At 49.1% G+C, this 19839-nt stretch carries 17 protein-coding genes; 12 read left to right on the top strand and 5 right to left on the bottom strand.

Annotated elements, in window-relative coordinates; translation table 11 throughout:
* Window positions 1-38: 38 nt before the first annotated feature.
* The 6 genes from RF679_RS18415 to RF679_RS18390 all read left to right on the top strand — a co-directional run bounded on the left by RF679_RS18415 (window position 39) and on the right by RF679_RS18390 (window position 5352).
* Complete coding sequence (locus RF679_RS18415) at window positions 39-731, top strand: HAD family hydrolase (RefSeq protein ID WP_309482082.1); 693 nt, start codon at window positions 39-41, stop codon at window positions 729-731.
* 109 nt (window positions 732-840) lie between these two features.
* The gene (locus tag RF679_RS18410) at window positions 841-2643 is read left to right on the top strand and encodes a CIA30 family protein (protein ID WP_309482081.1); all 1803 of its coding nucleotides are present in this window, start codon (window positions 841-843) and stop codon (window positions 2641-2643) included.
* Window positions 2644-2744: 101 nt separating this feature from the next.
* Window positions 2745-3863, top strand: a complete 1119-nt coding sequence (locus tag RF679_RS18405) for a sensor histidine kinase (RefSeq protein ID WP_309482080.1) — start codon at window positions 2745-2747, stop codon at window positions 3861-3863.
* Window positions 3864-3872: 9 nt separating this feature from the next.
* Complete coding sequence (locus RF679_RS18400) at window positions 3873-4478, top strand: response regulator transcription factor (RefSeq protein ID WP_309482079.1); 606 nt, start codon at window positions 3873-3875, stop codon at window positions 4476-4478.
* Between the two features lie 39 nt (window positions 4479-4517).
* Complete coding sequence (locus tag RF679_RS18395; RefSeq protein WP_309482078.1) at window positions 4518-4835, top strand: EthD family reductase; 318 nt, start codon at window positions 4518-4520, stop codon at window positions 4833-4835.
* Window positions 4828-5352 carry a GNAT family N-acetyltransferase gene (locus tag RF679_RS18390; RefSeq protein ID WP_309482077.1) on the top strand — a complete coding sequence of 175 codons (525 nt, stop codon included), beginning with the start codon at window positions 4828-4830 and terminating at the stop codon, window positions 5350-5352. Before RF679_RS18395 ends, RF679_RS18390 begins: the two co-directional genes overlap by 8 nt.
* Before the next feature lie 88 nt (window positions 5353-5440).
* Here the strand turns inward: RF679_RS18390 and RF679_RS18385 are convergent, their stop codons facing one another.
* Window positions 5441-6982 (bottom strand): amino acid permease, encoded by a 1542-nt coding sequence (locus RF679_RS18385; RefSeq protein ID WP_309482076.1) that lies wholly within the window; start codon window positions 6980-6982, stop codon window positions 5441-5443.
* A 554-nt stretch (window positions 6983-7536) separates the two neighbouring features.
* Here RF679_RS18385 and RF679_RS18380 point away from each other — a divergent pair.
* The 3 genes from RF679_RS18380 (at window position 7537) to RF679_RS18370 (ending at window position 9528) form a co-directional block, all read left to right on the top strand.
* A complete protein-coding gene (locus tag RF679_RS18380) occupies window positions 7537-8505 on the top strand; it encodes a TraB/GumN family protein (protein WP_309482075.1) in 969 nt (322 codons plus the stop codon).
* Window positions 8506-8542: 37 nt separating this feature from the next.
* A complete protein-coding gene (locus tag RF679_RS18375) occupies window positions 8543-8950 on the top strand; it encodes a hypothetical protein (RefSeq protein ID WP_309482074.1) in 408 nt (135 codons plus the stop codon).
* An 83-nt stretch (window positions 8951-9033) separates the two neighbouring features.
* Window positions 9034-9528 (top strand): TlpA family protein disulfide reductase, encoded by a 495-nt coding sequence (locus RF679_RS18370; protein ID WP_309482073.1) that lies wholly within the window; start codon window positions 9034-9036, stop codon window positions 9526-9528.
* A gap of 119 nt (window positions 9529-9647) precedes the next feature.
* Here RF679_RS18370 and RF679_RS18365 read toward each other — a convergent pair whose 3' ends face one another.
* Entirely contained in the window at window positions 9648-10895 is a 1248-nt protein-coding gene (locus RF679_RS18365; RefSeq protein WP_309482072.1) for a GIN domain-containing protein, read from the bottom strand.
* A gap of 202 nt (window positions 10896-11097) precedes the next feature.
* Between RF679_RS18365 and RF679_RS18360 the strand changes: the two genes are divergently transcribed.
* Window positions 11098-11919, top strand: a complete 822-nt coding sequence (locus RF679_RS18360; RefSeq protein WP_309482071.1) for a D-hexose-6-phosphate mutarotase — start codon at window positions 11098-11100, stop codon at window positions 11917-11919.
* A gap of 70 nt (window positions 11920-11989) precedes the next feature.
* On the opposite strand, the gene RF679_RS18355 is transcribed toward RF679_RS18360, so the two are convergent.
* On the bottom strand, window positions 11990-12544 hold the full coding sequence (locus RF679_RS18355; RefSeq protein WP_309482070.1) for a YfbM family protein: 555 nt from the start codon (window positions 12542-12544) through the stop codon (window positions 11990-11992).
* A gap of 353 nt (window positions 12545-12897) precedes the next feature.
* Between RF679_RS18355 and RF679_RS18350 the strand changes: the two genes are divergently transcribed.
* Window positions 12898-15009 carry a TonB-dependent receptor gene (locus RF679_RS18350; RefSeq protein ID WP_309482069.1) on the top strand — a complete coding sequence of 704 codons (2112 nt, stop codon included), beginning with the start codon at window positions 12898-12900 and terminating at the stop codon, window positions 15007-15009.
* Between the two features lie 69 nt (window positions 15010-15078).
* Here RF679_RS18350 and RF679_RS18345 read toward each other — a convergent pair whose 3' ends face one another.
* Window positions 15079-17031: an alpha/beta hydrolase family protein gene (locus RF679_RS18345; RefSeq protein WP_309482068.1), complete on the bottom strand. Its 1953-nt coding sequence runs from the start codon at window positions 17029-17031 to the stop codon at window positions 15079-15081.
* 284 nt (window positions 17032-17315) lie between these two features.
* Between RF679_RS18345 and RF679_RS18340 the strand changes: the two genes are divergently transcribed.
* On the top strand, window positions 17316-18920 hold the full coding sequence (locus RF679_RS18340) for a M20/M25/M40 family metallo-hydrolase (protein ID WP_309482067.1): 1605 nt from the start codon (window positions 17316-17318) through the stop codon (window positions 18918-18920).
* A 144-nt stretch (window positions 18921-19064) separates the two neighbouring features.
* Here the strand turns inward: RF679_RS18340 and ygiD are convergent, their stop codons facing one another.
* Complete coding sequence (ygiD, locus tag RF679_RS18335; RefSeq protein WP_373921711.1) at window positions 19065-19808, bottom strand: 4,5-DOPA-extradiol-dioxygenase; 744 nt, start codon at window positions 19806-19808, stop codon at window positions 19065-19067.
* Window positions 19809-19839: the final 31 nt, after the last annotated feature.

Raw genomic sequence — 19839 nt, 5'->3', positions numbered from 1 at the left:
CATGAAGCTGTCATGGATCTAGGCTAGTCTTGCGTCTCATGGCACACGCATTTCCAAACCGCGACAAACTCATTTTATTCGACGCTGATGGCACCATCATCGATGCCTTCAATGCGATCGAAACGACCTTCGCCGCACATGGCATGGATATCGGCGAACTGGAAGCCTTTCAAAAACGGCGCAAATTGTTCAAGTACGTCGGTGGTTTGAAAGAGTTCCCTCTTAATATCAAGAAGCAACTCGGCAAAAAGAGTCGCCAAAAAGTTTTGACGACCTTGACCGAAGTGTACCGTGAACAGGCCAGCCTCTATCCCGGCATGGTGGATCTGCTGCAGCAAGTTCTAGCGCACAAAAACATTCGGGTCGGTTTGGTCACACGCAATGTGAGTTTGGATCCACAAGAAACGATGACCCAGTTGTTTGCACGTCACGGCATCGATCTACGAAGCTTTGATCTCTTTGCCCATGTGCCGATGCGCGAAAGTAAAGCCAAGTATTTTCAACAGGCGCGTGAACAATTTCAGATTAACCCTGCACGCAGCTTTGCCTGCGGCGATGAACACAAAGATTATCAATCGGCACTGACAGCGGGCATGCATCCTTTAGTGGTCTCGTATGGTTTTGAAGATTACCAACGCTTGACTGAAAAGTTTTTCATTCCCGAGATCGTGATCGCACGAACACCGAGTGAAATGTGCGCACGCGTTCGCCATAGCCTCGATCTTGAATAAAGTCGTCATATGACAAATGTCACCTGAAACTGGTGGCAATTTGCTCTAATTTTCTTTTCCCGCCCGATTCATACTGTCTCCATTGTGATTCATTTTCTTGGAGACCATTATGAAACTCACACAAATCAGTTTGACACTGGCAGCATTCGGTTTTGCTTTCCACGCAAATGCTTCTACGCTTATTCAACAAGTCCGCGTGTTCGATGGACAAAAAATCTTAGCGGCCCGTAACGTCTTGATCGATCAAGGCAAGATTATGAATGTCGACTACAAAGGTCAAATTAAGGCTGACATGAAAGTGGTCGATGGAAAAGGCCGCACCTTGATGCCAGGTTTGATTGATGCACATGTGCATGCTTATCAAGATCAAGATTTACCCTTGTTGTACGGCGTGACCACGCAAATCGATATGTTCACTGCCGTGCCGCTGATGCAAGAAATGAATAAGCGTATGGCAAACGGCAGCAATACCCACAATGCGGATCTGATTTCTGCTGGTGTATTGGCCACCGCACCAGGTGGTCATGGTACCGAATACGGTATGGAAATCGAAACTCTCACTAAACCAGAACAAGCTCAAGCGTGGGTTGATAAACGCATTGCCGAAGGTTCGCATTTCATTAAAATTGTGATCGAACATGGCGGTGCTGGATACAAATTCAATTCCTTAGATAGCGCGACCGTCGAAGCTTTGGTCAAGGCGGCGCACGTTCGTAAGAAAATGGCGGTGGTGCATATCGGTACCTTTGAAGATGCAAAAGTCGCTTTGAAGGCAGGCGCCGATGGTTTGGTGCACTTGTATGTCGGCAGCGCGATCAGCGATGCGCAAAGCAAGGAATTGATTGCACTGGCGAAGCAACATGGCAGTTTTGTGATCCCGACCTTCAGTGTCTTAGAGAGCATGGCAGGCGTTAAAGCCGAAGACATTTTGAATGATGCTGGCCTCACGAACATGCTCAATAAGACGCAAGTCTTGCCTTTAACGAACCCCTATGGTCAGCAAGAGAATCAAGCGTGGTTGACTGCACCGAAGAAATTAACCGCAGCCATGCACGCTGCGAAGATCCCGGTCTTAGCCGGGACTGATGCGGGAAATCGCGGCACCCAATACGGTATCAGTTTGCATCACGAGTTGGCGCTCTTGGTTGAAGCGGGCCTCAGCCCTAGTGAAGCTCTGGCGGCTGCGACCTCGGTGCCAGCACAAGCCTTCCACTTGAAAGATCGTGGCCGTATCGCACAGGGTATGAAAGCGGATTTGGTGATGGTTGAAGGCGATCCTAGCGTCGACATTACGGCGACACGTAAGATCGTCGAAGTGTGGAAGGATGGTGAGGCAGCTTCGCCTTTGCGTCAACAAAAGGCGGCGCAAGTAGCGCAAGAACGTGCGGTGAAGAACAATGCAGTTAGATTGCCAGCCGATGGTCGCATTAGTTTGTTTTCGACGGAAAAATTGGCGAGCCCGTTTGGCTTTGGCTGGGTGCCATCGAACGATGCGCCGATGGGTGGTAAGTCTAGCGTTGAGTTGAAGGTGTTTGCTGATAGTGGCTTGCAGCAAAATGCGGTCAAGGTCGCAGCGACAGTCAACCCAGGCTTTGCGTTCCCATGGGCTGGGATTGCTTTCTTCCCATCGACACAACCGATGCAGGCGGCGGATTTGAGTGCGGCGAATACGCTCAAGTTTAAGATCCGCGGCGATGGCAAAACCTATACCGTAGGCTTCACCATGCAAGGCAGCTTTATTCCAGTCACAGCGACTGTCACCGCTGATAAAGAATGGACTGAAATTAGTTTGCCTTTGAGCCGCTTTAAAGGTCTCGACACCAGCATGATTACGATGTTGAGCTTCAATGCCGGACCCACACCGGGCCAGTACAACTTTGATCTCGCTGATGTGCGCTTAGTGAAAGAATAAGACGGCTTCGAGTACAATGTTCGGCGAACCGCTTGCTGGTGGTTCGCCTTATCGCTTAATGATGGCGCGCCACAGTTTTCTGGCACGAAGAAGGAAATAGCATGCAAGTCATGAACACATTACGTCATTGGTGGTCTTCACCTTGGCTACCACCACAATATGGACGTGCGCCTTTCTTTTGGCTGTTGTCGTTTGGCATTTTCGGTTGGCGCTATTTCTATATTCCGCCGACGACCGTCGAAGTTGCTTTAGCCGCCGCCAGTATTTTGTTTTTTATCCCCATCTACATCTACAGTTTTTGGACCAATGGTTGGCGCGTTGCCGTGTGCATCGCCATCACCACCATGATAGGTATTGCATGGGCCCCGTATAATTTTGGCGGATCCAGCTTCGTCATTTTTGCGGCAACCATGTCATCGCGCTTCAGAGAAAAGCGCCATGCCATCATGAGCTTGGTGGCGGTATTAGGATTTACCGCTTTCATGAGTTATGTTCTTCAGTTGCAAACTTATTTCTGGATTCCTGCTGTGATCTTCAGTATACCGAGCGCGATGGGGGCCATCATCGGTGAGCGGCTGCAGCGTGCGAACGCAAAACTGTTTCGCAAACAAGAAGAGATTGAACATCTGGCGTCGGTGGCGGAACGGGAAAGAATTGCGCGCGATTTACACGATCTACTCGGACACACCTTATCCGTCATTACTTTGAAAGCGGAGCTTGCGCGCAAATTGCATGATCGCGATGGCGAGGCCTGTAAACGTGAAATTGCTGATATCGAACAAACTGCGCGACAAGCGCTGGCTGAAGTGCGTCAAGCGGTGTTGGGCTATCGTGACAAAGGTTTGGCGCATGAACTTCGTGGTGCCGAAAATGCTTTAGAAGCGGCGGGTGTCCGTTTTGAGACGGAAGTGGAAGCAGAGAATTTACCTGCTGCCGTGGAAAATATCGTGGCCCTCGCTCTGCGTGAGGCAGTCACCAATATCATTCGTCACTCGGATGCGAAACTCTGCCGGTTTCAGGTGGAGCAAAAACAAAACCGTCTGTACGTGACGATTGCAGATGACGGTAGCCTGTCGAGCAAAGGCGAAGATGCGATTAAGCGTGGCAATGGCTTACTGGGCATGAGTGAACGGGTGCGCGCTCTGGATGGGGATCTGCAGCTCGAATGCAAACAAGGCCTCACCATACGATTCAATGTGCCTTTGCAGACTGCGGGCTAGGAGAAAAGCATGATTAAGATTATGTTGGCGGAAGACCAAGTGATGGTAGCAGGGGCTTTGGCGGCCTTGCTAAAGCTGGAAGGCGATATCGAAGTAGTGGGGCAAGCGAGGAACGGCAAAGAGGCATTGACCATGTGCGAACAACTTCGCCCTGATGTCGTGATCACGGATATTGAAATGCCCTTGATGACAGGTTTAGAACTTGCGGCTGAAATCGCCGAACGTAAATTGCCCAGCAAGGTCATCGTGCTGACTACGTTTGCGCGGGCTGGATATCTCAAACGTGCGATGTCGAATGGTGTGCGCGGTTATATGTTGAAAGATGCTCCAGCTGAGGACTTGGCGAAAGCGATTCGCACGGTGCATGCTGGTGGCAAAGCGATTGCACCCGAATTAGCAATGGAAAGTTGGGGGGGGCCGCAAGATCCTTTGAGTGAACGCGAACGTCAAGTTTTGCGTTTGGCGGGCACTGGTTCAACGAGTGGAGAGATCGCCAAAGTCATGCATCTCTCTGAAGGGACGGTGCGCAATTATTTGTCGGAAGCGATCAGCAAACTGAATGCGAAAAATCGTGTGGAAGCCTATCGCATGGCGCGTGACGAAGGTTGGTTATAGCGCTCGTGTTTTGATCGACATTGGCAAGAGGAGAGAACAATGATACGAGTGACGGGGTTTTATCGATGGGTCGATGGAGCGCATTTTGATCATGCCTATTTCAATAGCGAGCATGCCCGCATTACCCGCGAGGCTTTGTCTGAGCTTGGTTTATTACGTTTAGAGAGCGATCAATTTTTGAGCCCGAAGGGGCCGCTGGTGGGTGAAGTGATTGCGACGACCAATGCTTATTTTGACAGCCTTGATGCGGCCCAACAGGCATTGGCGAAGGCGGGCGCAGTATTGATGGCCGATGTACCCAGTTACACTAATCTCACGCCGGAAATTCGCCTTAGTAAAGTGACGTCTCATGTCTGATTCTCATTTAAGGCTGAGCGTAGTCAGCCTCGCTAATGCCCCCGAGCTGTTGGAGTTTGAACTGGCAAATCGTACTTTTTTCGAACAACGAATTAACGCACGGCCGCCGGAATTCTATTCCGAGGCTGGTGTCGCAAGTGCGATCCAAGCCGCCTTACATCAGGCACGGCAAGATTTGGCCTATCAATATTTGATTTGGTATGGTGAAGACTTGGTCGGGCGTGTGAATTTGACGCAAGTACGGCGGCAGCATTTTCATTCAGCCGCGCTGGGGTACCGCATAGGTGAGGTCTACAATGGTCGTGGCTTTGCCAAACAAGCGGTGCAACTGGCCTTACGCAAGGCCTTCGAAGTCCATCAATTGTTGAGAGTTGAAGCCTGCGCAAGACCAGAAAATCTCGCTTCGATTAAAGTCATGTTAGCCAATGGCTTTGTGCAGTATGGCCACTCGAAGCGTAGTTTCGAACTGCATGGAGAATGGTTTGATACTGTGCACTTCGAAGTACATAAAACATAGATTGAAAAATTACTAGGCATAAAAAAAGCGACTCGTTTTACGGAGTCGCTTTTTTGTTGCTGAAGGAGCGAAGCCCCTTCGATCACAATCACTTACCTGCCAGAGCTTTTCCAACGTGGGAATGCTTACGGCTGTACAAGAAGTAAATCACCAAACCGATACTGCCCCAGATTGGCAACACTAACTGAGCGACGGTTGGCAAACTGAAGAACAAGAACAGAGTACCAGCCGCGGCGATCGGTGCCACCACCCAGACCATTGGTGTTTTGAATGGACGATGACGGTTAGGATCAGTTTTACGTAATACCAAGACCGCGATGGAAACCATGAAGAACGCGAACAAAGTGCCCGAGTTTGAAATATCAGCCAATTGACCAACTGGGAAGAATGCAGCGGCAATCGCTACGAAAATACCCGTTACAATTGTCATCAACCATGGTGTTTTCCACTCTGGATGAATGTCAGCCAATTTTTCTGGCAATAGACCGTCACGAGCCATCACGAAGAAAATACGTGTTTGACCGTAGATCATCATCAAGATGACGCTTGGCAAAGCAATACTTGCAGCCAATCCGACCAATTTGGAAACTTGTTCGTAGTGTAGTTTGCTCAAAACTTCAGCCAACGCTTCGTGGGAACAAACGATAGGTGCATTACCTTGCGCTGTCAATTCAGCACAACGTGCGACGAATTCAGCGGAATCAGGGGACAAGACAGCGCCAGCAGCGGAAGTGATTGGTTGTGCGCCAACGGAGCCAACAACACCAGCAGCCACCAACATGTAGAACACAGTACAAATACCCAAAGAACCAATCAAGCCAATTGGCACATTGCGTTGTGGATCTTTGGTTTCTTCCGCTGCAGTAGATACGGCGTCAAAACCAACGTAAGCAAAGAAGATAGACGCTGCTGCACCAACCACGCCAACACCACTACCTTGGGTGCCGAGCCAGCCATTTGGCAACATTGGTGTGAAGTTTTCGCCATTGATCAAAGGCAAAGTGATGACGATGAACGCGGACAATGCCGTGACTTTAACCGCCACCAACACTGCATTCACTTTTGCACTTTCGCTAGTACCTTTGACTAACAATAAAGTGATGACCAAAGCCACGACGATGGCTGGTACGTTAACGATGCCATGTGTGAAATCGACCGTTGGCATGAAACCGTTCATGGACCAAGATGGGCCGCGGCTTAATAGTTCAGGTAGTGCAAAGCCTGTCGCTTTCTGAACTAGGCCCATGACATAGCCGGACCAGCCCACGCACACTGCCGAAGCGGCCACTGCGTATTCTAGAACCAAGGCCCAGCCCACTGTCCAAGCTAAAAGCTCACCCATGACCGCGTAGGTATAAGTGTAAGCAGAACCAGAAACAGGAGCCATTGCAACGAGTTCGGAGTAGCACAGTGCTGCAACCGCGCAAACGAAACCTGCAATCACGAAAGAGTACATCATGCCAGGGCCGGCCTTTTGTGCCGCTGCCGCTGTCAAGACGAAAATACCAGTACCGATAATTGCACCGATACCTAACATCGTCAGTTGGAGCGCACCCAAAGAGCGATGCAGAGACTTTTTCTCGGCGGTTGCCAAGATGTCGTCTAGTGATTTAACGCGATCAAAAAGCATAGTGTTTCCTTAAGGCAAATACAAATTTGGGATTTCTTATTCCCTCTTGGCAAGTGTTGCGACTGCGACCAAGGGGATCTGTTTTGACAAACAGCGTAACATACGCGATTTATAGCTAAACAGTAAAGTGAAAAAAGCGCTCAAAGCGCCTTTTGTGCTAAAAATCCTGCACTGCATAGCAGCATCACCACGCTTTGTTGTATTCCATTCCTGCGGTGATGAGAGCTCGCGTCGCTGCAGCTCTTAGTCCACTTTCCTGAAAAATAGTTCATCGGATTTTCCCTGTGGAAAGGGAGAATGTTTGTCGTTAGGGATCACAGTGTTAGGGCCATGCGAAGGGCTTGGCTTCAATGGCTGTCTTGCGCAAGTCGTCATAGTGTTTTTTCTTATTCGTTCGCCTAGCTAATTTGCTTTTGCCGTTCATCTGTTGATTTGTGGCGTTAGTAAATCGATCGACTCTTCCGCTGCCATGCCTAGCGTGCTTTGCGGTATAGTCGCGACCATCACGATTTTTCGATCTGCTTGAACTACGCATATCCAACACGGGAGTACAAATGAAGGCATCTTATATGAGTAAAGGTATGGTTTCCCTGTCGGCATGGATCTTGTCAGCATTGTTGTTGTCGTCAAACTTGGTGCATGCAGAAAACGCTCAAGCTGGCGCTCCATCCAAAACCAGCAAGATCGCTCAAAAACCGATTCTGTTTGAAATTCAAGCACCTGCGTTGGCTGATCAAACACCGTCAAAGAAACCAGTTAAAGCGTATTTATTTGCAACGATTCATGTCGCAAAAGCCGACTTTTATCCGCTTCCATTAGTGGTGCGGAAAGCTTATAAAGCCGCCGATACAGTGGTAGTAGAGGCTGATGTTTCGAACACTGAGAATAGTAGCGAAGTCGTCGAAAAATTGAGCTACACCCCACCCGATAAATTAGAAAACCACTTGAACCCGTCCACCTGGCAAACTTTGGCGCAGATGACGGGGGCGGCCAGTGCTCAGTTTCAGCGCTATACCCCGGTTATGGTGGCGATGGGCTTGACCATTAGCGTGGCTCAACAGTTAGGATACGAACAGAATCAGGGACTCGACTTACATTTTATTCAGCAGGCGCGTAAAGATAAGAAGAATTTGATTGAGCTCGAAGGTGTGAGTTTTCAAACCGATGTGCTAGCGGCACTCAGTGATGCGGAGGGTGATGCGATGTTAGCGTCGACGCTAGAGACTTTCCGTAAAGGTGAAGTGCAAGCGGAATTGGCGCGTATGGTGGCAGCGTGGAAGAGTGGTGACTTAGAAAGCCTCAGTAAGATTATGCGCGAGGCGGGTCAACGGGATGCAGGCTCGCAGAAGCTGATGAGAGTACTCATGGACGAGCGCAATCCTATTATGGTCGACAAAATCATGAAAATGATGCGCGAAGAGAAGAAGCTTTTTGTCGTGTTAGGGGCGGGCCATTTCGCTGGCGAAGCCTCGATCTTGGAGATTCTGCGGCAACGTGGTTTTAGTGTGAAAGCGGTACAGTGAGTTGGTGGTGACCGCCGTTTTTGGAAAAGAGTGAAGTTTGAAGAATTTTGAAAACACATCCGATGCAGATGCCCTTCCTGAGTATCCGTGGTTGCCATTTGAGACGATTACCGAGCTGGAAGGATGGATGGAACTCAATAATCAAGAGTTACAAAAATTGATTGGCAATAAACCCACCACGGGGCAGGGTATTTGTTTGCGCCTCATTCACGGTGGGGAAATTTATGTACACACCAATTCTGATGGCGACGTTTTGCTCGACGTCACGCCCGAAGCTGAGTGGGTGGCACCCGTCATCACCGCTTGCACCCAAGTGCAGCCTCCACGTGGACAGATTTGGTTGGTTCCGCAGTTTTCATTAACGGGCTTGTTGTTGGGCTTGAATAGCTTGATCGCCGCGACAAGGCTGGTGCTCAAACATCATTACCGCTTGAGTCGTTTCTAAGCTTCTGTTTCAAATTGTAAGCCTTGTTTTTGCTTCCCATAATCGTGCTAGCATGCAGAGAACGATTTTACGAAAGGAATGCCATGAAATTTTTTCGTTTGCTCAGTATGAGCATGCTGGCGGCAGGACTGTTGGGAAGTGCGTCCTTGAGTATGGCGCAGGAGCCAAAACAATTGGGGTTCGAACTGCCGACGCAACAAGGGAAGGTGAGTCTGCGAGAAAATGCGGGCAAAGTGGTGTATGTCGATTTTTGGGCGTCTTGGTGCGGTCCTTGTAAACAATCCTTCCCTTTCATGAACGAGCTGCAGAAGAAGTACGCTGCAAACGGCTTGCAAATTATTGCTATTAACGTCGATAAAACGCGTGACGATGCCATGATTTTTTTGAAGAAGAATCAGGCTGACTTCATGATTGCATTTGATAGTGTAGGCACTGTGCCAACGCAGTACGACGTAAAAGGTATGCCAAGCAGTTATTTGATAGGACGTGATGGTAAGTTGATCTATACCCATCGCGGCTTTAAAGCACAGGACACGGCTGAAATCGAAGCCAAGATTCGTGCAGCTTTGGGTCTCTAGTTTTTTTGCACCTTAAGAAGAAACGCCAGCTTGAAATGCATCAAGCTGGCGTTTGTTTTTGTAGCTCGCCACTTGCAAGCTCAAGCGAAGCAAAACAGATTTTGATCGCTTGTTGATGCCTATTCTTTTACCACGCCATTGCGGTCAATGGTCACCATGCGTGAACCATTTTTGATGGTGGATTGATCCGCACTCGCGTTGGCCGCCTTGACATTCACGTTCGCTTCGCCAGGTCCATTCACTTTGACAGAGGCGAGTTCCAGCAAAAGGTTAGACGCATGCAAATCGCCTGAACCGTTCAAAGTGGCATTCAGCTTCTTCGCGCTACCACGCAAAGTTACGCTTCCTGCACCGTCGGCAACGATTTCAATTTTTTCCGCATCGGCCAAGTCTGCATCGAAGTCACCGGAACCACTGACATCGGCCACCAAACTACCTTTGATGACTTTGAAATTCATGTCGCCAGGACCGGTGTTGCGGATATCTGCAACACCGATTTTCAAGCGAGTCGCATCGAGATTGCCCGAGCCACTGGCCTTCAAACGCAACTGTTTGGTTTCGCCGACTAAACTTGCTTCACCGGGGCCAGACATATTGATTTCCGTGACTTCTGCTTGAATCTCGTCGACTGATAAATCGCCCGAGCCAGACATCTCGACTTCAAGATTCTTGGTGCTGCCGCGCAAAGTAGCGCCACCCGAACCGTTAATCGTCACTTTGCTATTTTCGCTATGAAGTTTGGCGACGTGAAGGTCACCACTGCCACTTAAACGGGCAGTGAAACTTTGTCCTACGTCACCCAATTCTGTGTCACCGGAGCCATTCATTTCGAGGTCGATTTTTTTGACCAACAACTGGCGCAGATTGGCATCGCCGCTACCGGAAGCGCGGAAGTTCAGTTCATTGGTTGCGCCGCTTGCTTGAATATCGCCCGCGCCCTCGTTGATCAATTCGAACTTCTCATTGCGCAGTTGGCGCAATTCAGCGTCGCCACTGCCAGAGTTGATGAACTTTGTCAGGTTGCTGACATGGACTTTGATCGTAGTCGGTGTGTTACCCCAAGAGAAGTGATAGCTGCCACGGCGTTTATTGCGAATCACCAAGCTGCCATCTTCAACGCTGGTTTCCACTTCGCGTACAAAATTGTCGTCACCTTCGACCTCGACACTATTCTTGCCATCGACGATGACCAAGACATTGAACGGAGAGTTGTTGGTGACCATTTCAAAATTACTGGCTTGACGATTCTCGCTAATGATCTTGCCACTTCCTTTGATGCTATTGTCGTTGATGCTGATTTCGCAGCCGCTGACAGCAACGCCAAAAGCTAAAAGAATCGCTGAAGTGATGGTTAAACGTTTCAACATATCTGCCCCCTGTCCAAAAGTATGTTATCCGTGAATGTGGATTTCTTAAGCCTGAAGTCTACGTGAAGCGCTTGGCAATTGCAGTGACATCGCGACAGAATGCAAAAATCGCGGTGTCAATGGTCGAAATCTGGGAGGCGAGGCTTTACAATGCTCGGCAATTGTTAATTTGTCTCCATTTCCACTGAAAGGACCTCAGTTTATGCAAAAAATATCTGTCATTGCCGCGGATGGTGCGATTGCTGAGATTTTTGAGTATGGCGCTCATGTCTGCTCTTGGCGGCCTGCTGGCGGGACTGAGCAATTATTTTTGAGTGAGAAGTCCGAATTCGTCGAAGGCGCGGCGATACGCGGTGGCGTACCTATTGTTTTCCCACAATTTTCGGGTATGGGCGTGCTGCCTAAGCATGGTTTTGCCCGAAACGCTCAGTGGAAATTAGTACGTTGCGGACAAACGGAACAAGGCGCTGGACAAGCTGTTTTTGAGCTGCAAGAGAACATTGCACGCCTGATGTTGTGGCCACATGTGTTTCGACTCGAATTGACGGTGACGGTTGCGGCCGACACTTTGCAATTAGATTTTAGTGTCAGTAATACAGGCGATACTGCCTTTCAATTTACGACCGCCTTGCACACCTATTTTCGCGTCGATGATATTGCTAAAACCGGTATTCATGGACTCGCTTCTAGTCTTTATCGTGATACTGTCACTGGACAAAATGACTGTCGTCAGGAGCAAGAGCTACTGCACATTGAAGGTGAGATCGATCGCATCTATGCCAATGTGAGTGAACCAATTGTGATCGCGCAGTCTCACCAACAGCTTCGCATTTGTCAAACGGGTTTTGTCGATGCTGTGGTGTGGAACCCTGGTGCCGAGAAAGGGGCGCAACTGCCCGATATGGAAGAGGGCGGTTATCAACGCTATGTCTGTGTAGAGGCCGCGAGTATTATGCGGCCGGTGATGTTAGAGCCCGGACGTCAATGGCAAGGCATGCAACGCATGGTGTGGATACCCCGTTAGTAACTCACTGAACATCTGAGTATCAGATGCAACCGATGCAGCCGAGTAAGCGAGAAGTGCTGGACCAGTTTTATTTCTGATGCACGACGAAAACAACGGCTTGGCCATTCTTGGCCGCATTGTTGTAGAAAGTTAGAATTTGTTGGAAGTAGTCGAGCAAACGAGCTCTTCCAACATCACCTTCTTTGAGCCAGTTTTCTGGATAGATCTTGCTGGCCTGCATTTGCTTCACGTCGTATCGAGCAGTGAAGTTCTTGAGAGGATAATTTTGTAAGGCCTCAGCAATCGATTTGACTTCTTCAGGCGTGAACAGGTGAGCGGGGCCAAAACCTAAGTCATTGCCAATCTCAGTCCCACCGAAAATAATTTCACCCGCGCCAGGGCTCGGGCTTGAGGTTTTTCCCGTAATCAGATAATGAATCGCATGCCAAGAAGTCCCGATATTGAGCGTATTGGATGGCGAACTTTTGAAAAGCACCTGTTCCAAAGTGCGTTGGCTACGTTTGAGATCGGGTACTTGTTTGGCGCCGACCGCCACCATGCTCATACGCATTTCCGCAGAGGCAAAACCGTGCGCCACGAGCGATAAGCATGCAAGGAAAAGGAAGCGGATAAATGTTTTCATAGTGAAACGATTTTACGCTTTTTTATTCAACGGTGCTTTAAATGTGGCAAAAACAGCGCTTTGTTTGATAAAAGTTAAGTTTCATTTCCATCTCATTTGCGGTTCAAGGCGGCAATTGTCCTGAATGTTCACGATTCCCGCTTAAATCCACAAAGAACAAGTCACCGTGCGCTTCGCCAGCAATAGGGCGGTATTTACCTAATCGCTCAGTGAGGTTTCTTGATGTGGCGCAAGGCAATGCATCAAAGAAAATCACTCTACTTGCAAATGCGAATAATTCTCATTTATAATTGCATTTAATCGAGCTGGCTTTGTTTCCGCTCTCCTAATTTTGCGATTGAAGTGAGAACCCTATGAAAAACTCCCCACGTTTTATCCTCCGTAGCTTGCCATTGATGTTGGTCGTCAGTTTCCCCGCAGCGTATGCGCAGTCGAGTGACAAGCAAGAAACCAAATTGCCTGAAATCCAAGTGACTAGCGATAAAGAAGCCAAGTACGTGGTGAAACAATCCAGTACCGCGACCAAGACCGATACATTGTTACGTGACACTCCACAAGCGATCACCGTGGTGACACAAGAGCAAATGCGTGATCAAGCGATGCAAAGCATGGCCGATGTGATTCGCTACGTACCAGGTGTAGTGACAGCGCAAGGCGAAGGAAATCGCGACACGGCAATTTTCCGTGGCAATAGTTCCACCGGTGATTTCTTCGTCGATGGAATTCGTGATGATGTGCAGTACTACCGTGACTTTTACAATATCGAAAGTGTGGAAGCCTTGAAGGGCTCAAACGCTATGATTTTTGGACGTGGTGGTGCGGGTGGCGTGATTAACCGTGTCACCAAGCAAGCGCAATGGACACCCATCGCGGAAGTCGGCTTGACCTTGGGCTCCTGGAATAATCGTCGTGCTACAGCCGATGTAGGTCGTGCGCTGGATCAGAATTTCGCTTTCCGTGTTACAGCCATGGCGGAAAACTCTGAGAGTTATCGTAACGGCTTTAGTTTGAATCGTGCTGGCATCAACCCGACCTTGGCCATCCGCGCTGGTGAAAATACCAGTGTTTTATTGGGTTACGAACACTTCCGCGATGACCGCACTGCGGACCGCGGTGTGCCATCTTACAAAGGACGCCCCTTGGCAGTCGATGCGTCGACTTTCTTCGGTAATGCCGAGATGAGTCCGACTTGGTCGCGTGTCGATGCACTGACTTCGTATATCGATCATGACTTCGGTGGTGGCATCACTATGCGCAATCGCACTCGTTATGCGAACTACGATAAGTTCTATCAGAACGTATTTCCAGGGGCGGTGAGTAGCAATGGCCAAACGGTAGCACTGAGCGCCTATAACAATGCAACACAGCGGACCAACTTCTTCAATCAAACTGACCTCGTTTTTGAGACGAATACCGGCGCCGTCAAACACAAGATCCTGGCTGGAATCGAATTTGGCCAACAAAAGACAGAGAACTTCCGCAACACGGGTTATTTCCCTAGCGTGGGTATCAACGCGACTTCGATCAGCGTACCGATCGCAACACCCTATACGAATCAAGTCGTGTTCCGCCAAAGCGCGACCGATGCCAATAATTACGGTGTCGTCGATACCAGCGGTATTTATGTGCAAGACCAAATTGAATGGAGTCCACAATGGCAAACAGTGATCGGTTTGCGCCGCGACCGTTTTGCGGTGGATTACTTGAATCGTCGCACCAATGACAATATTCAAGTGACCGATACACCAGTATCACCACGCTTCGGCATCGTCTTTAAACCAAGCACTGATTGGTCGATTTACGGAAGTTACAGCATTGCCTATGTACCACGTGCTGGGGACCAATTGGCTTCCTTGACCGTGACCAACAAAACTTTCGATCCTGAGAAATTCAAAAATCTCGAACTTGGTGTGAAGTGGGATGCTTTGAAAGACTTGAGTTTGAGTGCTGCGGTCTATCAACTCGATCGCAGCAATGTAGCGATCACCGATCCGACTGATTCGACGAAAACGATTTTGGTCGATGGTCAACGGAGTAAGGGCGTGGAGTTGTCAGTAACCGGTAATTTGACACCAGCCTGGAGCGTGACGGGTGCTTATGCTTATCAAGATGCGAAAATCACTCGGACTCAATCAGCAACGGTGTTAGCCGGTGCGCAATTGGCGAACGTGCCGAAGCAAAGTGCCTCAGTGTGGAATCGCTATGATGTCAACGCGCATTGGGGTTTAGGCTTGGGAGTGATTTATCGCGGTGAAATCTATCCATCGACCGACAATACGGTGATCTTGCCGAGCTTCACACGCGTCGATGCCGCAGCCTTTTACAATGTGAGTGCCAAATTACGTTTGCAATTGAATGTTGAAAATCTCGCAGACAAAGCCTATTGGGCCTCTGCCAACAGCAATAACAATATCACGCCGGGTTCGCCAAGGGCCTTGCGCGTGACAGCGAACTATAAGTTCTAATCTTGCGTCATCCAAATAAAAAGGGCACTTCAATCGAAGTGCCCTTTTTGATGAATCTAGAGTCAGAGTCTATTGGCCTAAATGCTTGGCTAAGAAAGCCTCCAAACGTTGATAGAACTCCATTCGGTTTTTAGTGTTATAAAAACCATGACCCTCGTTTGGAACCGCCATCCATTCAGGCGGACGTCCGACTTTGATCAGCGCTGCACGCATCGCTTCAGCATGATTAAAAGTAGCGCGTGTATCATCCATGCCGTGGGCCAAGAAAACAGGCACCTTGATCTGGGCGGCATGTTTTGCAGGTGAGAATGCGTCGAGTTGTTCCTTGTCAGTGCCAAGATAACGTGTCATGGTTGCGAGGAATCTTTGATTTTTTGCTTCCTCAGAAGTGAACATCAGATTGAGGTCATACACACCCACGTACCCAACCGCACACTTAAATAAATTAGGCTCACGTACAGTCAACATCAACGCTGAATAGCCGCCAAAACTGGCGCCGAAGGTGCACATCCTGTCAGCATCAACGTTCGCCTCTTTGATTGCCCATTGAACTCCATCAAGAATGTCGTCTTGTATCTCGGAACCCCACTTGCGATAACCCGAGCGCTCAAAGGCTTGCCCCCGGCCTCCTGAACCTCGGAAATTGACTTGTAACACCCCATATCCACGGCTTGCTAAGAACTGCGCATTGGTATCGAAGAACCAATCGTCATATATACCGTGCGGACCGCCATGTGGTAAAACAATGAGTGGCATCTTTTTCGCTGGATTGTGGTCTCTAGGCGTCGTCAGATAGCCATGGATTTTCGAGCCATCGCGGCTGGTGTAAGTGATAGGACGACGTTCGGACATACGATCCGGATCGAGCGATTCGCGGTTGGCGAAGAGAGGGTAGGCTCGGCCTGTTGTTTTGTCGAAGATAAAATATGAGCCTGGCTCGCGATCACTTTCGACAGAAAATAAGAGTTTGCTTCCATCTTCGGTGTAATTGATAAAGCGCACGAAATTTCCTGCGAACTTGGAGCTCAGCAACTGATGTTGCTTTGCCTCAGCAGAGTTAGGATCAAGGTAGAGTGGCTTTGGGATACCAACATTACTCGCCCACAGGAAGGGTAGATCAGAACGGTAGCTCTCCATGGAAATGTCGAGGGATCCATCCTGACTTTCAAATATTACAGTACGTGCACCAGTCTCCAGATTTTGCCGAACTAATTTTGGAGGTGCACCATTAGCGCGATAAAAAGCGTAGAACTCCTTGTCATCTTCAGTAAAGCCAAATGGTGAAAGAATGCCATTGTCATCATCACGGTCGACTTTTACCCAATCGTCTTTTGCATCGTTGTATTTGTACAGTACTAGAAAATTTTCTTTGTCCGAACCATAGGCAAAACGAGCCACGCCGTTGTTTTGAAGTACGAAGGTTGCATCGGGTAAGTCGATTTTCGCTACTAACTTACGAAAACCGCTCTTCGCATCGATGTCATAAAACGTCGTGTTTTCACCTTTCCAAGTGTGCGCCGTCACATAAATATGACCATTCTTCTTGTTCGGCGTGCCGGAGAGAATCGCATATGAACCAGTATCGTCGTAACGCGCGTGTCGATAGCTCGTCAACATGTCATGGCCGAACAAGTAATCTTGATGCTCGCCGTTGTAGTCCATCGCAAACACTTCACCAGTAAGATAGGGTTGTTCCGCTGATCCAACTTCTTTTGCTTTGGTGACGATGAGGCGGGTGTTCGAAGCCCACATGAGCTGCGATGGGACTTCGAAGACAGGCATACGGACAGCACTTTGTTGCTTCATGTCTGGAAGAGAGTAGACAACGATGGTAGGAACGTATCGATCTTTGATCGGCATTCGAACCACCAGCGCTAAAAACTTGCCGTCTGGTGACAGCTTTGGTTGCGAGTATTGATCCTCAAGAACAAAGTTCTCAATAGGAATTGTTTTGTCACTCGCGTAAGTGACGGCTGGGCTTGCAAAGATACAAGCGAGGCTGAGTAGCGTGGCGCGAATCAAGGTGACATCCTCCGAAAAAACTTGTGGCGCAGATTATTCATTTGAAAATGGAAGATGTCAAAAGTTTATTCTAAGTATTGCAATCAGAAACAACGCTTTTGATGAGAATGAAGTGCGGATTCAGTGTAAACATTTGGCTTGATACATAGCGCTACAAAATTTGAACCGGAATCGGGAACCATTTCATTTCTCTCTAATCGAAGTTCGATCAAGGAATCGAGCAATTAAAAAATCCTTGAGGCAAAAAAGAATGCAACCGGCACTTCACAATAAGGGAAACAAAGATGCGCTTAATTAGTTTGCTAGTGTGCTCACTGGTCGCAGGTGTCAGCCTGCCAGCCATTGCAGCCGATGAAAAAGTCGATTTGGTATTGATCAACAAGATTCGTGACGAAGGTACAAGCCGTTCGAAGGTCATGGATACTTTGAGCGTGTTGACGGATGAAATCGGTCCACGTTTGACAGGCTCTCCGTCCTTGAAGAAAGCGGGTGAGTGGACGCAGAAGCAGTTGACTGATTGGGGTTTGCAGAATGCGCAAGTCGAAAATATCGGTCCGTTTGGTCGTAGCTGGGTCTTGGAAAAAGCCAGTATGCGTATGGTGGCGCCAGGTAATCTGGAATTAGTGGCAATCCCAAAAGCGTGGACCCCAGGCACAGACGGTTTGAAGCGCGGCAAAGCAGTGTACGCCAAACTCGAATCAGAAGAAGATTTGGCGAAATGGAAAGGTAAGTTGAACGGCGTTATCTTGTTCCGTGATGCACCGATCGCGACACCCTTACACATGACAGCCGATGCGAAGCGTTATACCGAGCAAGATCTGCACGACATCGCCAATATGGAGTTTGAATCCGGTCCAGCCCGCGCACCATTTGACGCAGCGGCTTTCGCGAAACGCCAGGCCTTCAACAAGAAACTGATCCCATTCTTGATGGAAGAAAAAGTTTTGGCGACGGTGAATGTCTCTCGCGGTGACGACGGCACTATTTTCGTACAAGGCGGTGGTTCCTACAAAGCGGGCGAGGATACAGGTCCTGCCGCGTTTGTCATGAGCGCCGAGCACTACAATCGTATCTATCGTTTGTTGGAAAAGAAAAAAGACGTGATGTTGGAAGTGGAAAGTGCGGTCAATTTCAGTGATGAAGACCCAGCAAACTCCATCAACGTCTACGCTGAAATTCCAGGTACAGATAAGAAAGATGAAGTCGTGATGCTTGGTGGTCACTTGGATTCCTGGCATGCCGGCACTGGCGCAACCGATAATGCTGCTGGTGTTGCGGTGGCGATGGAAGCAGTGCGTATGTTGAAAGCGATCGGCTTCAAACCACGTCGTACCATTCGCATCGCTTTGTGGGGCGGCGAAGAGCAAGGCTTGTTGGGTTCCCGTTTCTACGTGAACAAATACGTCGCATCGCGTGCAGAATCGAATGATCCAGCGGATAAAGATGTACCGTCTTTCATGCGTCGTAATACCAATCCTTTGGTCTACAAACCCATGCACGGCAAAATCTCCGCTTACTTCAACCTCGACAATGGTGGTGGCAAGATCCGCGGTATCTATGCAGAAAATAATGCCGCTGTAAAAGCGATTTTTGATTCATGGTTGGCACCATTCCATGACCTCGGCGCTAAGACGACGACGATGAAGAAGACCGGTTCCACGGATCACGTGAGTTTCGATGCGGTCGGTGTCCCTGGCTTCCAATTCATCCAAGAACCGATGGACTACTTTACACGTACGCACCACACTAATATTGACGTGTACGACAAAGTACAAAAAGGCGACATGATGCAGGCGTCGATGATTATGGCGAGCTTCGTTGCACACGCAGCGAATCGTGATGATCTGTTGCCACGCAAACCTTTGCCACCAGAACCAGCGAAGCGTTGATTTTGGCAGTAGTTTGGTTTGAACGAGTTTAGAAAGTAAAAAATCGGCGGTGATCGCAAAATCACCGCCGATTTTCTTTTGGTGCTTGTAGGAGCGGATCTAATCTGATTTAAGTGCAGCAATTGCTAGCGCGTAGCTCTTACCTCATGCTCGATGAAAAATATACGAGGTCATGCTAATCGAGCCCATGGCCGTGTCATGACAAATCACCTCGGTGCTATCGTCGGTACCTTTGGCGCCGAGGATGTACAGCAAAGGTAAGAAGTGCTCTGCTGTGGGAATCGAGTAACGAGCATCTTGCCCGAGTGTGTCAAAGGCGATGAGCTTGTCAAAGTCACCGGCCACAATAGTATCGCGCACTAAATCATCAAAGCGTCGCGCCCAATCGTAAGCCTTGATTTGTGGGTTGAGCGCACGTAGATTGTGGACCACATTCCCGCTCGCCATGATCATCACACCTTGCTCGCGTAATTGAGCCAATTGCTGCCCAATCGCAAAGTGATACGGCGCTTCTTCGTTCATGTTGAGGCTCAGTTGTATCACCGGAATATTCGCCGCCGGATACACTTTGGCCAATACCGACCATGTGCCATGATCGAGGCCCCACGCCTGATCGAGTGCAACCTGTTGCGTCACGCCGCTACTCGTCAAAAGATCGGCTACTTGTTGCGCCAATGCCGGAGAGCCTGGAGCTGGATACTGCATCTCATATAAGGCTGGTGGGAAACCGCCGAAATCATGAATGGTTTTCGGTTGCGCCATGGCGGTGACCGCCGTGGTATGCGTCATCCAATGCGCCGACACCATCACAATCGCGCGTGGATTCGGAAACCGTCGCCCCAAAGCACTCCACGCCTCTGTGTAAGCATTGTCTTCGATTGCATTCATAGGACTCCCATGTCCTAGAAAAATGGCAGGC

The sequence above is a fragment of the Undibacterium cyanobacteriorum genome, from assembly GCF_031326225.1.
Classification (GTDB): Bacteria; Pseudomonadota; Gammaproteobacteria; order Burkholderiales; family Burkholderiaceae_D; genus Undibacterium; species Undibacterium cyanobacteriorum.
Note: the sequence above shows the minus strand (reverse complement) of the source record. Positions and strands in the feature narration are given on the sequence as shown.

Excerpts from the sequence above, each read along its gene's own strand:
- RF679_RS18390 (WP_309482077.1), top strand. The coding sequence starts at position 4,828 with ATGTCTGATTCTCATTTAAGGCTGAGCGTAGTCAGCCTCGCTAATGCC.
- RF679_RS18365 (WP_309482072.1), bottom strand. The coding sequence starts at position 10,895 with ATGTTGAAACGTTTAACCATCACTTCAGCGATTCTTTTAGCTTTTGGC.
- RF679_RS18350 (WP_309482069.1), top strand. The coding sequence starts at position 12,898 with ATGAAAAACTCCCCACGTTTTATCCTCCGTAGCTTGCCATTGATGTTG.
- RF679_RS18380 (WP_309482075.1), top strand. The coding sequence starts at position 7,537 with ATGAAGGCATCTTATATGAGTAAAGGTATGGTTTCCCTGTCGGCATGG.
- RF679_RS18410 (WP_309482081.1), top strand. The coding sequence starts at position 841 with ATGAAACTCACACAAATCAGTTTGACACTGGCAGCATTCGGTTTTGCT.
- RF679_RS18405 (WP_309482080.1), top strand. The coding sequence starts at position 2,745 with ATGCAAGTCATGAACACATTACGTCATTGGTGGTCTTCACCTTGGCTA.
- ygiD (WP_373921711.1), bottom strand. The coding sequence starts at position 19,808 with ATGAATGCAATCGAAGACAATGCTTACACAGAGGCGTGGAGTGCTTTG.
- RF679_RS18355 (WP_309482070.1), bottom strand. The coding sequence starts at position 12,544 with ATGAAAACATTTATCCGCTTCCTTTTCCTTGCATGCTTATCGCTCGTG.
- RF679_RS18395 (WP_309482078.1), top strand. The coding sequence starts at position 4,518 with ATGATACGAGTGACGGGGTTTTATCGATGGGTCGATGGAGCGCATTTT.
- RF679_RS18360 (WP_309482071.1), top strand. The coding sequence starts at position 11,098 with ATGCAAAAAATATCTGTCATTGCCGCGGATGGTGCGATTGCTGAGATT.
- RF679_RS18340 (WP_309482067.1), top strand. The coding sequence starts at position 17,316 with ATGCGCTTAATTAGTTTGCTAGTGTGCTCACTGGTCGCAGGTGTCAGC.
- RF679_RS18415 (WP_309482082.1), top strand. The coding sequence starts at position 39 with ATGGCACACGCATTTCCAAACCGCGACAAACTCATTTTATTCGACGCT.
- RF679_RS18370 (WP_309482073.1), top strand. The coding sequence starts at position 9,034 with ATGAAATTTTTTCGTTTGCTCAGTATGAGCATGCTGGCGGCAGGACTG.
- RF679_RS18385 (WP_309482076.1), bottom strand. The coding sequence starts at position 6,982 with ATGCTTTTTGATCGCGTTAAATCACTAGACGACATCTTGGCAACCGCC.
- RF679_RS18400 (WP_309482079.1), top strand. The coding sequence starts at position 3,873 with ATGATTAAGATTATGTTGGCGGAAGACCAAGTGATGGTAGCAGGGGCT.